Raw genomic sequence first — 13,542 nt, forward strand, 5'->3', positions numbered from 1 at the left:
CAGCACTAGCCGTTCAGCACGGCGGCCCGTACGCACAGGACGTCGGGGAGGTGCTCGGCCAGCAGCTGCCAGCTGTCCCCGTCGTCCCGGCTGGCGTACAGCTCGCCGTTGCGGTTGCCGAAGTAGATCCCGGCCGGGTCCGCGTCGTCCGTGCAGAGCGCGTCCCGCAGTACCGTGCCGTAGTGGTCCCCGGCCGGGAGGCCCTTCGTCAGGGGTTCCCAGCTCGCGCCGGCGTCCCGGGTGCGGAAGACCCGGCAGCGGTGCTCCGCGGGGACCCGGTCGGAGTCGGCGTTGAGCGGGAAGACGTAGGCGGTGTCCGGCCGGTGCGGGTGGGCGGCCACCGCGAAGCCGAAGTCCGAGGGCAGGCCGGCGCCGATGTCGGTCCACCGGCCCCCGGCGTCGTCGCTGCGGTAGACGCCCCAGTGGTTCTGCAGGTAGAGCCGGTCCGTGTTTCCCGGGTCCTGGGCGATCTTGTGCACGCACTGCCCGAACTCCGGGTTCGGATCGGGCAGGAACACCGCCGAGACCCCGTGGTTGGACGGGCCCAGCTCGCCCCGCCGTCCGTGCTGCGGAACACCCCGGCCGTGGAGACCGCGACGGTGACCAGGTCGGGGTCGCGCGGGTCGGTGATCACGGTGTGCAGGCCCTCGCCGCCGCCGCCCGGTACCCACTTGTCCCGGGTCGGGTGCTCCCAAAGCGGCCGGACCAGCTCGAAGGACTCCCCGCGGTCGGCCGAGCGGAACAGGGCGGCCGGCTCGGTCCCCGCGTAGACCACGTCCGGGGCCTCGGGGCCGGCCGGATGCAGCTGCCAGACCCGCTCCAGGGAGGCGCCCGTGTCCTGGGGGAACTTCACGGCGGCCGCGGCGGGCTCCCGCCAGGTCGCGCCCAGGTCGTCCGAGCTGAAGACGGAGGGGCCCCAGTGCGAGCTGTCGCCACCCACCAGGAGCCGGGGCACGGGGCCGCGCCGGTCGATGGCGACGGCGGAGACCGCCTGGGCGTTGAAATGGGGCCCGTCGAACTCCCATGTGCCGCCGGAATCCCGGCGGCCGATGAAGAGTCCCTTTCTGGTCCCCGCGAGCAGTACCACGTCGGTCATGGCCGACACCTCCGGACGTCGTTGTCCTGCACGGCAGTTTTTCCGTCAGTCTGCACCCGACCACTGACAGCGGCCGGTCGGCACGCGCACGGCCGACCGGTTGTACGGGAAAGCTCGTACTACGAGAAGGCTCGTACTACGAGGAATTCCGTAGTACGGTGAATCTCGTACTTAGCCGCCGGTCTCCGGTGCGCGTCCGGTCACCTCTGGAGAGCCCTCATGAGCGCTGTCACCGCTGTCACCGCTGCCCCTGCCGTCTCCGCAGTCCCCACTGCCTTCGCCGCCCTGTTCCAGCCCTGGACCATCCGCTCGGTCACCGTCCCGAACCGGGTGTGGATGGCCGCGATGTGCCAGTACAGTGCCGAGGCCTTCGGCCCGGACGCGGGAGTCGCCAACGAATGGCACTTCGCGCACTACGCGGCCCGCGCCACCGGCGGCACCGGCCTGATCGTCCAGGAGGCCACGGCCGTAGCCCCGGAGGGCCGGATCTCGCCGTACGACCTCGGCATCTGGAACGACACCCAGGTCGAGGCCCTGCGCCGGATCACCTCCTTCCTCAAGGCCCGGGGAACGGTTCCCGGCATCCAGCTCGCCCACGCCGGCCGAAAGGCCTCCACCGACCGCACCTGGAAGGGCGGCCGCCCCGTCGGACCCGACGCGCACGGCTGGCAGCCCAGCGCCCCGAGCCCGGTGCCCTTCGCAGAGGGCCACCCGGTCCCCATCGAGCTGACGGTCCAGGAGATCCGGGACGTGGTCGAGCAGTTCGCGGCCGCCGCCCGGCGCGCACTCGCCGCCGGCTACCAGGTCGTCGAGATCCACGGCGCCCACGGATACCTGATCGGCCAGTTCCTCTCCCCGCACAGCAACAAGCGCACCGACCAGTACGGCGGCTCCTTCGAGAACCGCACCCGCCTCGCCCTCGAAGTCGTCGATGCCGTACGGGGCGCCTGGCCCGAGGAACTCCCCTTGTTCTTCCGTATCTCCGCCACCGACTGGCTGGAGGAGGACGGCTGGACCGCGGACGAGACCGTCCGGCTGGCCGCGCTGCTCCAGGAGCACGGCGTGGACCTGCTCGACGTCTCCACCGGAGGCCTCGCCCCGGGCGTGACGATCCCCGTGGGCCCCGGCTACCAGGTGCCCTTCGCGGCCCGGGTCAGGGCCGAGACCGCCCTCCCGGTCGCCGCCGTGGGCCTGATCACCGAGCCGGAACAGGCCGAGAAGATCCTTTCCAACGGCGAGGCCGACGCCGTCCTGCTCGGCCGTGAGCTGCTGCGGGACCCGTTCTGGGCCCGCCGCGCCGCCGCCGAGCTCGGCGCCGAGATCCGTACGCCCGAGCAGTACCACCGCTCCTGGTGAACCGGTGCGGCGCGGGGCCCCCGGTCCCCGCGCCGCGTTCCCCTCAGGCCGGCCCCGGTCCTACGAAGGTTCTCGTACGATGGGCCCGACCCCTGATCGCTTGAGAGTGGAGTACGGACATGGCGGAACGTGAAGCGGCCCGTGTCCTCGCCCACCCCGAGGCCGCCGAGATCCGGCTCGAAGGCGTCCTGCACGCCCTCTCCGACCCCGTCCGGCTGTCCATCGTCCGCGATCTCGCGGCCACCGAAGCCGAGTTGAGCTGCTCACACTTCGAGCTCCCGGTCACCAAGTCCACGACCACGCACCACTTCCGGGTCCTGCGCGAGAGCGGCGTCGTGCGCCAGTGCTACCGCGGCACCGCCAAGCTGAACGGACTGCGCCGCGCGGAACTGGCAGAGCTGTTCCCCGGGCTCCTCGACGGCGTCCTCGCGGCTGCCGCCGCCGAGGAGGCGCGGGGCCGGAGCTGAGCGGGCGCCGGGGCTGAAGCAGGCGCCGGAGCTGAGCGGGCGCCGGGGCTGAAGCAGGCGCCGGGCCCGCGCCCGGGAATTCAGTCCGCGGCACCCGCAGCGGAAAGCAGGCCCGCCCAGTCCGGGATCTTGACGGAGCGCCGGCCCAGGGACCGCCCCAGTTCCGCCTCCGCCGCCTCGACGGCCAGCCAGCCCGGCCACAGGACCGGCCGCAGCCCCGCCTCGCGCAGGGCCTCCAGCGGGTCGCGCTCCCGCTCGCGGCGGGCCAGCGCCCCCGCGTCCTGCAGCAGGGAGGAGGCCGTCTCCTTCGCGCAGGGCCGGTTGGTGCCGATGACCCCGGTCGGGCCGCGCTTGATCCAGCCCGCCACGTACTCCCCGACCGAGGCGCGGCCCTCCCGGAGCACCCGGCCCGCCGCGTGCGGGACCGTACCGCGCCGCTCGTCGAAGGGCAGCCCGGGCAGTGCGACGCCCTGGTATCCCACCGAGCGCAGGACCAACTGCGCCGGGACGTCCACATGGACGCCGGTCCCGGTGACCCCGCCCCGGCCGTCGGGAGCGGTCCGCTCGAACCGCATCCCGGTGACCCGGCCGTCCGGTCCGCCGAGCACCTCCACCGGGCGCAGGAAGAAGCGCAGGGCGATCCGCCGGTGCGCGCCGCCCGCCGGAGCGGCCGCCCAGCCGCGCAGCACCTCCACGTTGCGCCGGTTCACCGCGGGCAGGGCCAGGTCCGGGTCCGCGTACGCCGGGTCGAGAGCCAGCTCCGCCGGGTCGGCCAGGGCGTCCACATCCGGCAGCGTGCCCAGCTCGCGCAGCTCCTTGGTGGTGAACTTGCCCTGCGAGGGGCCGCGCCGGGCCACCATGTGGACCGTGCGCACCCCGCTGGCGCCGAGCGCCCCCAGGGCCGGCTGTGGCATGTCGGTGGGGGACAGCTCCGGTACGCCCCGGGCGAGGATGCGCGTCACGTCGACCGCCACGTTCCCGGCCCCGACGACGATCGCCGAATCCACCCCGGGCAGGCCGAAGGCTTCGGCCGCCGCGTCGGGATGGCCGCTGTACCAGGCCACGAAGGCCGTGGCGGAGTGCACCCCGACGAGGTCCTCGCCCGGGATGCCGAGCAGCCGGTCCCGGGCCGCGCCGACGCAGTAGACCACCGCGTGGTACAGCTCCAGGAGCCGGGCGGTGGGCAGCGCCTCCCCGCCGACCTCGACGTTCCCGAGGAAGCGGACCCGCTCGTCCTCCAGTACGGTGCGCAGGCTGCTCTGCAGGGACTTGATCTTCTCGTGGTCGGGGGCCACCCCGTAGCGAACGAGCCCGTACGGAGCCGGCAGCCGGTCAAGCACGTCGACCCGAACGCCCGGCACCTCACGCTGCTGTACGAGTGTCTGTGCGGCGTAGACCCCGCTGGGGCCTGATCCGACGACGGCGATACGAAGCACGGCGGAGCTCCTCCCGCAGGTGTTCCCAGCATGACACCGGGTGCCGGGGCCGTCAGCCCATCGCGCGCATCCGGTGGATCTCGGTGGTCTGGGTGGCCACCACCTCGGTGGCCATCTCCTCCACGGCGACGTTGTTGCCCGCGGCCAGGGCCTCGCCGGCCATCTTCAGGGCGCCCTCGTGGTGGACGGTCATCAACGCGAGGAAGAGCCGGTCGAACGCGGCCCCCGAGGACCCGGTCAGCTCCTCGAGCTGCTGCTCGGTGGCCATGCCGGGCATCGCCGCGTGGTCGTGGCCGTCCACGTCCGGCGTTGGCGCCGGGTAGCGGGCCGCCCATCGCTCCATGGCGCCGATCTCGGGCCGCTGCGCGGCCGCGATCCGCTCGGCGAGCCGTTTGACCCCGTCGGAGGCGGCCCGGTCGGGGGCCAGGGCGCTCATGGCCAGGGCCTGCCTGTGGTGTTCGGTCATGCGGCGGACGTACGCTCGGTCCGCCGCGTTGGGGGTGTCGTCGGGCAGCTCCTTCGCCGCCTGTTCGGGGGAGATCGTCCGGGCCTTCTCGCCGGGTTTGCCGGGGGCGATGACGGCGGCCCCGCTCCGGGCCTCCCCGTCCGGATCGCCGCCGTCCGTGCAGCCGGCGAGCGGGAGCAGGAGTCCGGCGGCCAGAGCCGCTCCGACGATTCGCCCGAGTAACACTTTCGCCATGTCCATGCAAAGGACCATACTGCCGGGGTCCGCGTTCCGTTCCCACCACGGGCGGACCGACCGGACTCATGGGAGGGCACAGTGACCTCGATGCAGACCAGCAGAGCGCGGCGCAGATCCCTGGGAGTGGCCGTCACCGCGGCCGGACTCCTCGCCACGTTATTGGCGGCCGGACCCGCGTCCGCCACCCCCGACCCGGGCGACCTGGTCCGGGGCGCGTCGCAGAACGCCGCCACCGCGGCAGGCGCGGGACGGGAGTTGGCGCCCGGCGAGATCCCGGGCCAGGACGAGATCGTCCACAGCGGGAACATAAAACCCCTGGCCAATATCCCCAGTACCGATCCGAACGGGATCAACTCCGACCTGGCGTTCCAGGGCAAGTACGCCTACGCGGGCAGCTACAGCGGCTTCACGATCTACGACATCGGCAACCCCAAGGCACCCGAGAAGATCACCGAAGTGCTCTGCCCCGGCGGGCAGAACGACATCTCGGTGGACGGTGACCTGCTCTTCCTCTCCACCGACTCCTCGCGCAGCGACGACTCCTGCAACAGCGTCTCGCAGCCCGCCACGGAGAAGTCCTCGTGGGAGGGCATCAGGATCTTCGACATCAAGGACAAGAAGAACCCCAAGTACGTCAAGTCCGTCGAGACGGCGTGCGGCTCCCACACCCACACGCTGGTCCCGGGCGGCCGGGACGTCTACCTCTACGTCTCCTCGTACTCCCCGAACGACGCCTTCCCCGACTGCAAGCCCCCGCACGACGGCATCTCGGTCGTCAAGGTCCCGAAGAAGAATCCGACGCGGGCCGCGGTCGTCGCCTTCCCGGTCCTCTTCCCCGACGGCGGCAACCCGGGCGGGCCCACCAACCCGGGCGTCTCCAAGACCACCGGCTGCCACGACATCACCGTGCTGCCCTCCAAGAACCTCGCCGCGGGCGCCTGTATGGGTGACGGCCTCCTCTTCGACATCAGCAAGCCCGAAGCGCCGCGCGTCATCGACCGGGTCCAGGACAACGTGAACTTCTCGTTCTGGCACTCGGCCACCTTCAACGAGCGTGCGGACAAGGTGGTGTTCACCGACGAGCTGGGCGGAGGCGGCGGCGCCACCTGCAACGAGGCGACCGGCCCCACCCGGGGAGCCGACGGCATCTACGAGATCACCGGCCGCGCAGACCAGCGCAAGCTCGTCTTCAAGAGCTACTTCAAGATCCCGCGCCTGCAGGCCGACACCGAGAACTGCGTGGCCCACAACGGCTCGCTGATCCCGGTCGGCGGCGGCCGCGACATCATGGTGCAGGCCTGGTACCAGGGCGGCATCTCCGTCTGGGAGTTCACCGACTCCACCAAGCCCAAGGAGATCGGCTACTTCGAGCGGGGCCCGCTGACCACCGACCGGCTCGGCCTCGGCGGCTCCTGGTCCGCGTACTACTACAACGGGCACATCTACTCGAACGACATCGTCAAGGGCCTCGACGTACTGCGGCTCGACGACTGGCGCACCGACAGCGCCAAGTGGGTGCGGCTGGACCGGCTCAACGTGCAGAGCCAGCCCGAATACCGCTAACGGGGTAAGGGAAACGTTCCGCCGGGCGGTCCGCCGTCCGGCGGGACACCCAGCTCCCAGTCCAGCCCGTACCGCTGGAACAGCTCGGCCCGCAGCCGCGCCGCCGGCATCGGCGCGCCCGGCAGCAGCACCGCCACAACCGCGCCCATCAGCAGCGCGCGGAGCAGCGGGTAGTCGATGTCCACCTCCGGCGATCCGTACCGTTCGACGGTCTCCCGCAGCAGTTCAGCGAGCCGCTGCTGCTCGGCGCACTGGACGAAGCCGTCCGCCTGCAGGATCCCCGCCATATGGGTCCGCATCAGCCGGGGCCGGTCCCGGGCCAGCCCGAGGATCGCGTCGATGGCCCGGGCCAGCCGCTCCCGGCCCCCGTCGGGGCCCTCCGGGAGCGGTTCGCGCTCCAGTGCCGCCTCAAGGGTGAGGTGCATCAGCCGGTGCACGGCGGACTGCAGGAGCTGGCGCTTGCCCGGGAAGTAGTACGACACCAGGCCGCGGGCGGCTCCCGCCCGGTCGGCGATGTCGCCGAGGGTGGTGGCCTCGTAGCCGCGCTCCGCGACGAGCTCGACCGTGGCCTGCAGCAGTCGCTCCCGGGAACGCCTACGCAATTCTTCATTGACCGATGCGCTGCGCGGGGACATGCTTGCTCCTGCGTTGACTGGCTCGGAGCCAGTATACTCAGCGCGCTGGACCGTCTGCTCTGGGCGACACGGGGGATCGCCCAGAGCAGACACCACCGGACACCGCGAGCATCACGAGCACCGCGCCCAGGAGCCAGCCCGCCAGAACGTCCGAGAACCAGTGGACGCCCAGGTAGACCCGGGTGAAGCCGACCCCGAGAACCGACACCGCGGCCAGGAGCGGTACCAGGGCCAGGACGATGCGCCCGGAGGGCCCCGGGGATCCGCGCAGGGCCAGCCCCACGAGCAGACCGCAGACCACCATCGCCGTCAGGGCGTGCCCCGACGGATAGGCGGCGTAGTCCGCCGAGTCGACCGGATCCGGCCAAACCGGCCTTTCCCGTCCCACCAAGGCCTTGAGCCCCTGACTGACCGCCGAGGCCGCGACGACGGCCAGGGCGAACCGCAGCGCACACGGCCCCTCGCCCAGCCGCCACAGCCACAGGCAGGCCACGGCGGCCAGGGCGCGCATGGCCCACGGGTCCCAGACCCAGTCGGTGAGCACCCGCATCAGCCCGGTGACCCCCGGGTGGGAGACGGCATGGGAGTGGAGCCCCCGCGAAATCCGGCCGTCGAAGGACAGCAGCGGGCCCCAGCGGGCGGCCACCAAGGCCGTCAGGACGGCGAGGGCGAGAAGCAGCGCGCACACCAGCGGGGTCCGCCACCGTACGTGATCACCGCGCATGCCCCGATCCTCGCACCCGGCCGCGACGATCCCCGGCAAGGGCGGTCCGGCGATCCCCGGCGGGCGGCCCTCGAGCCAGAGCGTCCGGCACGGGTCCGTGCCCGCCTCAGGTCAGCGCGTTCAGCCCCGGTCCGAACGCCACCAGGAGCGGAATCGCCGGGGCCAGCGTCGCCAGGGCCGTCAGCCGCATCCGGCGCGGGGCCGACAGGCGGGGCGTGGCCGCCAGTAGCCGCCGGACCCGCTCGGGGACGTGCGCGTGCGGGGCGGGGGACGGGCCGAAGACCCCGCGGTCCTCGTTCAGGCCGATCAGGGCCAGGGCCGTGGTCAGGCGCCCGTACCGCCGCGAGGCCACGTCGTCGGCCGCCAGCTCCACCAGCCGGTGCATCTGCGCCTCGAACGCGGCGAAGACCGGGACCTGCGGGAACCCTCCGGACAGGGCCCGCGAACAGTGCAGCAGCCAGTCGTGCCGGGCGGCGGCGTGCCCCTGTTCATGGGCCAGTACGGCGTCGAGCTGACTCCCCTTGAGCCGGCCCAGCGCTGCCGTCGTGACCACCAGCTGCGGTGTCGGACCCGGCAGCCACCAGCTGTCGGGACGCTGCCCCTCCAGGACGACGAGCCGGGCCCCGGCGGCCTGCTCCCCGGGCAGCAGTGGGGCCCGCAGCAACAGTTCGGCGCCCTGCGCACGCCGCCCGGCGCGGGCCCGCAGGATTTCCCGGGCCAGCATCGCCCCAGTCCACAGCCCGCCGCCCGCCAGCGCGACGGCCGTGCCGGAAGCCCAGAATCCGCTCACGGCGTCCAGCGCGTACGCGTCGACCACGCCGTGCGGGGCGGCGGCGAACAGCCGGCCCCGCACGGCGTGCCAGGCGGCGGCCGCGCTCAGCAGCATCGACAGCGCGAAGCACAGGAGTACGGCGCCCACCACGCACTGCCACACCCACAGGGCCACGACGGGTTCGCGCTCGGGCCATTCGGCCCGGGCCAGCAGGCGGGGTGCGAGCACCGCGGTCAGGGCGCCGAGCAGCAGGAGAACGGCGGGGACCATCATGGACCTCAGCCTAGGAGGGTGCGGCTACCTGCGGGTATGGTCCGGGCCAAGGGTGATGCAGGACACGTCCGCCCAGCCCGCCCGTGGCGCCTCACATGGTGAGCAGCATCGCCAACATGCCGATTCCCATGGCCAGTCGGCAGGCTCGGATCACCTCCGCCGGTCCCGCTGGAGCGCCCGCGCCGCCCGCGTCGGCCGCGTCGGCCACGGCGCCCGTGCCGCCGACGGTGACCAGCCGGGCGCCGCCCAGCACCACGTACCCGGCGTAGTAGACGAGCAGCAGACCGGTGAGCAGCGGTGGTCCGGCACCCTGTCCGTGGAGGTGGCCCGACGGACCGGCCCCGGCGCCCGTCCCCGAGGCCAGCGCCATGTAGACCATGGTCAGCGAGCCCACCAGGTGGTGAGCGTGGTGCGGGCCGCCGCGCAGCAGCCACAGCGCGTGCAGCGCCGCGCCGCAGAACACCGCGCCGAGCACGGGCGCCTGCCAGCCGCCGCCCAGCCGCAGCGGCACCGCCATCAGGGCCATGCCGAACCCCATCGCAGCCTCCCCGGCCGCCGCCCCGCCGCCGGATCTGCCCGCGCGCCGCAGACAGTACGCACCGCTCACCGCGCAGAGCAGGACGAGGAGCCAGGCGGAGACGGAGGTGGAGAGGGACGTGGCTGGACCGTGCACGGCGGAACCTCCCGGTTCGTCGGCTTCACCGGAAGAGATGCCCCCTTCACGAGGCCCGCACGCCGCGCGAGGTTAGGCTCTGTACGACCGCAGGAGAAGCACTTCGTACGACCTCGCGCAGAACGGAGCCCTCGATGCCGAGCGCCGCCCCCCAGGCCTTGACCTACCGCAGTGCCGTGGAGGCGGACATCCCGGCCCTGGTGGAGCTCGTCGAATCGGCGTACCGGGGGGATTCGAGCCGCGGGGGCTGGACCACCGAGGCGGACTTCCTGGACGGGCAGCGGACCGACGCCGAGGACGTGGCCCGGATCGTCGGGCACCCCGAGGGGATGCTCCTCGTGGTGGAGCAGGCCGGCGTGATCGTCTCCTGCTGCCACCTCGAACACCGCGGTGACCACGTCTACTTCGGCATGTTCGCGGTCCGCCCCGGTCAGCAGGGCGGCGGCCTCGGCAAGGCGGTCATGGCGGAGGCGGAGCGCCGCGCACGCGAGCAGTGGGCGGCCAAGGAGATGCGGATGACGGTGATCACCGTACGGGAGGAGCTCATCGCCTTCTACGTGCGCCGTGGATACGAGCGCACCGGCGAGATGAGCCCCTTCCCCTACGGGAACGAGCGGTTCGGCGTTCCGCTCCGCGACGACCTGGCCTTCGAGCTGCTGGTCAAGCCGCTGTAGTCGGTCAAGTCGCTGTAGTCGGTCAAGCCGCTGCAGTTGGTCGAGTCGCTGTAGTCGCGGGAGGCGCGGCCCACGGGCGTCCATGGGCCGTTCGCCACCCGCCGCGCGCGGTCCTCAGGCGGTGAAGCGGCCCGTGGATCGGATCTCCGGGAAATCGGTGAGCACGCCGTCGAGTTCGAGGGCCCGCGCCAGCCGCAGCCGCTCCAGCGTGTTGACCGTCCACCCCGTCACGCGCAGTCCGGCCTCGTGCGCCGACTCCACGGTGTGCAGGGTGAGGTGGCTGATGTTGAGGGCCACCGTTTCCGCGCCCGCCAGGGCCGCCCGGGCGACGACCTCCTCGGCCTCGGCCGGGCTCTGGTTCGCGTAGAACACGGTCCTCACTCCCGGCACCAGCCGGGCCGCCTCCACGAGCACCTCGTCGTGGAAGGAGGCCACTTCCACCCGGGCGGTCAGATCGCGGCGCTGCAGCAGCTGCGCGAACGTCCCGAGGGCGGCCAGGTCGTGGACCTGGACCCGGAGCGGGGCCTGGACCGCGTCGAGCACCTCGTCCAGGACCGGCACGTGCTGGCCGTCTCCGGCGTCCAGCCCGCGCAGTTCGGCCAGGGTCAGATCGGCGACGGCTCCCGAACCGTCGGTGGTCCGGTCCACTTCGGCGTCGTGCAGGACGACGAGGGCGCCGTCCTTGCTGAGCCGTACGTCCAGCGCGACGACGTCCATGCCGGAGCGTTCCGCGCGGAGGAACGACCGCAAGGTGTTCTCCGGTTCGACACCCATGACCCCGCGGTGCCCGATGGTGAGGAAAGTCAAGGTTCTCATCCTTCCGTCGACGGCGGCTCTCCGCGCGGTCGCGGTGTCCCGACCGGCCGCGCGATGTGAGGCGCATGCTAGTGCGCCCCGCGAGCGATGAAACCGCCTTTGCGGGAGCTTCGCAACGCCGTCCGGCCGCTTCCGGGCGGGCTCACCGGGGGCTGGGGAGCCCCCGGTACGGCCCGCGTGGTCACCCGGGGGTGGGCGCGTCCCCGCCGGCTTGACGTTCTTGCCCGCCCAGGCCCTCGATGTCCGCGAGCAGCGCCCGCGTCAGCTCCAGTTCGGCCAGGTGCTGGCGCTCGCTCCAGCGCAGGGCGAGGACCGGGAACGCCCAGTCCGGCTCCGTGGCCGCGTGCGCCATGGCCTCCCGTACGGAGTCCAACTCCTCGGTGGTGCGCTCCAGATGCTCCGTAACCATCGCGCGCAACCGGTCCGGCTCGGCCAGGTGTCCGAGCCATACCCGCAGCAGCAGCCCGTGTTTGAGCACCGGGGGGCCCGCGTCGGCGACGTCGGAGGCCCAGCCGGCCAACGCCTCGCGCCCGGCGGGGGTGATGCCGTAGCGGCGCTTGGCCCGGGACTCCTCCGGTCCCGACCGCACGGAGGCCGCGTAGCCGAGCTCCTCCAGGCGGCGCAGTTCGGCGTAGATCTGGCTGATCGCCGGGGACCAGTAGAAGAAGCGCAGGGAGGAGTCCGCCCACTTCTTCAGCTCGTACCCGGTCCGCTCCCCGGGGAAGGAGAGCAGGCCGAGAACCGCCCACGCGGTCGGCGGTAGCTCTTGCTTCTTCGGCTTCTGACTACTAGTCATATTTCGAATAGAAGTGAGACCCGGCACGGGACGCGACCCTGGAGGCACCGTGAAATTCTCCGTCATCTTCGAGGCTCAACTGGCCGACCCGACCGTGGAACGGGAGCACCAGGTCATCCGGGACTGCGTCGAGCAGGCCGTGCTGGCCGAGCAGATGGGGTTCGACCGCATCTGGGCGGTGGAGCACCACTCCTTGAAGTGGTACGCCCACATGAGTGCTCCCGAGATCTTCCTGACCTGGGTGGCGGCCCGGACCAACACCATACGCATCGGGCATGGCGTCGTGTGCATGCCCTTCGCCTTCAACCACCCCGTCCGCGTCGCCGAGCGGGCCGCGATGCTCGACCTGCTGTCCGGCGGGCGGGTCGACCTCGGAGCCGGCCGGGGCGGGACCCTGCAGGAGACCTCGCTGTGCGGGGTGGACAAGGACCGCACCACGGCGGAGGTCGAGGAGGCGCTGCGGATCATCGGGAAGGCCTGGCAGGAGGAGGAGCTGGAGTACCACGGGGAGCTCATCGACATCGATCCGCACCCGATCCTGCCGCGGCCGAGCCAGCACCCCCATCCGCCGCTGTTCCTCGCGTGCAGCCGGGCGGAGACCCTGGTGCAGGCCGCCGAGCTGGGCGTCGGGGCGCTCGTGATGGGCTTCGCCGGGCCGCAGTCCATAGCGGCCATGCGCTCCGTCTACGACGCCGCGATCGCCGGCCGGGACGGCGGCCGTTTCGTCTCGACGGCCGTCAACGACCACTTCTCGGTGCTCTGCCCGACGATCGTGCTCGACGATCCCGAAGAGGCGCGCCGGATCGGGATCCGGGGGCAGCGGTTCTTCGCGCAGTCCATCGGTCACTGGTACGGCGGGGCGGGGGTGCCGGACGAGGCGGTGGTCGCGGGCGTCGACGAGGGGGCGGAAATGCGCAGGGCCGCCGAGCAGGTGGTGGCCCGGTTGAACGAGCTGGACATCCCGGTGCGGCCCACCTCCACGGCCACTTTCAACGCGGACCATGCCTACGGGAGCGCCGACGAGGCGATCGCGTACGTGGAGCGGCTGCGGGAGGCGGGGGCCGACGAGATCATGTGCCTGATCCAGATGGGGACCGTGCCGCAGGAAGCCTGTCTGGAGACCCTGAGGCAGTGGGGCGAGAAGGTCATCCCGCACTTCGCGAACCAGCAGGCGTAGGGCCGCCGCCATGACCGATGCGCTTGCCGGGGCCAGTGTGAGCGCCGGAACCGCCGTGACCGATCCGGCCGTCGTGCCCGATGCGCCTGCCGTGACCGATGCGCCTGCCGGGACCGCCCGCGCCGCCGACCGGCTCGATCCCGCCGCCCGCCCCTACGCCGACGCCCTGGCCGCCCTCTTCCCCGATCTCGGGGGCCGGGTCACCGACGCCGAGGAGGCCCGCCGGATCCTCGCCGCCGCGCCCCGGGCGGCCCGGCCCGCCGCCGTGGGCGCCGTGGAGGACCGGGAGGTCCCCGGGCCGCCCGGGGCGCCGCCGGTCCCGGTGCGGGTCTACCACCCCGACCCGGAGCGGTGGCCGGGGCGCCGGGCGGCCCGGGTGTT

Annotated in this window: 13 protein-coding genes and 2 pseudogenes; 6 read left to right on the forward strand and 9 right to left on the reverse strand. The window is 72.6% G+C overall.

The window, feature by feature from the left end:
• Window positions 1–5: 5 nt before the first annotated feature.
• A pseudogene (locus OTB20_RS09310) lies at window positions 6–1,096 on the reverse strand (WD40/YVTN/BNR-like repeat-containing protein).
• A 219-nt stretch (window positions 1,097–1,315) separates the two neighbouring features.
• On the opposite strand from OTB20_RS09310, the gene OTB20_RS09315 reads away from it, so the two are divergent.
• Together OTB20_RS09315 and OTB20_RS09320 are read left to right on the forward strand one after the other, a co-directional pair.
• Window positions 1,316–2,452 (forward strand): NADH:flavin oxidoreductase/NADH oxidase, encoded by a 1,137-nt coding sequence (locus OTB20_RS09315; protein WP_267816283.1) that lies wholly within the window; start codon window positions 1,316–1,318, stop codon window positions 2,450–2,452.
• Window positions 2,453–2,571: 119 nt separating this feature from the next.
• Window positions 2,572–2,919, forward strand: coding sequence for an ArsR/SmtB family transcription factor (locus OTB20_RS09320; RefSeq protein WP_267756858.1), 348 nt, complete (start codon window positions 2,572–2,574; stop codon window positions 2,917–2,919).
• An 80-nt stretch (window positions 2,920–2,999) separates the two neighbouring features.
• On the opposite strand, the gene OTB20_RS09325 is transcribed toward OTB20_RS09320, so the two are convergent.
• Together OTB20_RS09325 and OTB20_RS09330 are read right to left on the reverse strand one after the other, a co-directional pair.
• Entirely contained in the window at window positions 3,000–4,355 is a 1,356-nt protein-coding gene (locus OTB20_RS09325; protein WP_267816285.1) for an FAD-dependent oxidoreductase, read from the reverse strand.
• Window positions 4,356–4,407: 52 nt separating this feature from the next.
• Window positions 4,408–5,061: a DUF305 domain-containing protein gene (locus OTB20_RS09330; RefSeq protein ID WP_420716355.1), complete on the reverse strand. Its 654-nt coding sequence runs from the start codon at window positions 5,059–5,061 to the stop codon at window positions 4,408–4,410.
• Between the two features lie 84 nt (window positions 5,062–5,145).
• On the opposite strand from OTB20_RS09330, the gene OTB20_RS09335 reads away from it, so the two are divergent.
• Entirely contained in the window at window positions 5,146–6,621 is a 1,476-nt protein-coding gene (locus OTB20_RS09335; RefSeq protein WP_420716356.1) for an LVIVD repeat-containing protein, read from the forward strand.
• Here OTB20_RS09335 and OTB20_RS09340 read toward each other — a convergent pair.
• The 4 genes from OTB20_RS09340 to OTB20_RS09355 all read right to left on the reverse strand — a co-directional run bounded on the left by OTB20_RS09340 (window position 6,618) and on the right by OTB20_RS09355 (window position 9,698).
• Window positions 6,618–7,256 carry a TetR/AcrR family transcriptional regulator gene (locus OTB20_RS09340; RefSeq protein ID WP_267816291.1) on the reverse strand — a complete coding sequence of 213 codons (639 nt, stop codon included), beginning with the start codon at window positions 7,254–7,256 and terminating at the stop codon, window positions 6,618–6,620. The two genes, OTB20_RS09335 and OTB20_RS09340, sit on opposite strands and share 4 nt — an antisense overlap.
• 37 nt (window positions 7,257–7,293) lie before the next feature.
• A complete protein-coding gene (locus tag OTB20_RS09345) occupies window positions 7,294–7,980 on the reverse strand; it encodes a phosphatase PAP2 family protein (protein ID WP_267816293.1) in 687 nt (228 codons plus the stop codon).
• Window positions 7,981–8,086: 106 nt separating this feature from the next.
• Entirely contained in the window at window positions 8,087–9,025 is a 939-nt protein-coding gene (locus tag OTB20_RS09350; protein ID WP_267816295.1) for a M56 family metallopeptidase, read from the reverse strand.
• A gap of 91 nt (window positions 9,026–9,116) precedes the next feature.
• Window positions 9,117–9,698, reverse strand: coding sequence for a DUF5134 domain-containing protein (locus OTB20_RS09355; protein ID WP_267816297.1), 582 nt, complete (start codon window positions 9,696–9,698; stop codon window positions 9,117–9,119).
• A 134-nt stretch (window positions 9,699–9,832) separates the two neighbouring features.
• Here OTB20_RS09355 and OTB20_RS09360 point away from each other — a divergent pair, with 134 nt between their 5' ends.
• Entirely contained in the window at window positions 9,833–10,372 is a 540-nt protein-coding gene (locus OTB20_RS09360) for a GNAT family N-acetyltransferase (protein WP_267816299.1), read from the forward strand.
• A gap of 114 nt (window positions 10,373–10,486) precedes the next feature.
• Here the strand turns inward: OTB20_RS09360 and OTB20_RS09365 are convergent, their stop codons facing one another.
• Both OTB20_RS09365 and OTB20_RS09370 read right to left on the reverse strand, forming a co-directional pair.
• Entirely contained in the window at window positions 10,487–11,179 is a 693-nt protein-coding gene (locus OTB20_RS09365) for a glycerophosphodiester phosphodiesterase (protein ID WP_267756867.1), read from the reverse strand.
• A gap of 190 nt (window positions 11,180–11,369) precedes the next feature.
• Window positions 11,370–11,984 carry a PadR family transcriptional regulator gene (locus OTB20_RS09370; protein WP_267816301.1) on the reverse strand — a complete coding sequence of 205 codons (615 nt, stop codon included), beginning with the start codon at window positions 11,982–11,984 and terminating at the stop codon, window positions 11,370–11,372.
• 49 nt (window positions 11,985–12,033) lie between these two features.
• On the opposite strand from OTB20_RS09370, the gene OTB20_RS09375 reads away from it, so the two are divergent.
• Window positions 12,034–13,161, forward strand: a complete 1,128-nt coding sequence (locus tag OTB20_RS09375) for an LLM class flavin-dependent oxidoreductase (RefSeq protein WP_267816303.1) — start codon at window positions 12,034–12,036, stop codon at window positions 13,159–13,161.
• 10 nt (window positions 13,162–13,171) lie between these two features.
• A pseudogene (locus OTB20_RS09380) lies at window positions 13,172–13,542 on the forward strand (hypothetical protein); the annotation flags it as partial.

The sequence above is a fragment of the Streptomyces sp. H27-H1 genome (genome assembly GCF_026627445.1).
Classification (GTDB): Bacteria; Actinomycetota; Actinomycetes; order Streptomycetales; family Streptomycetaceae; genus Streptomyces.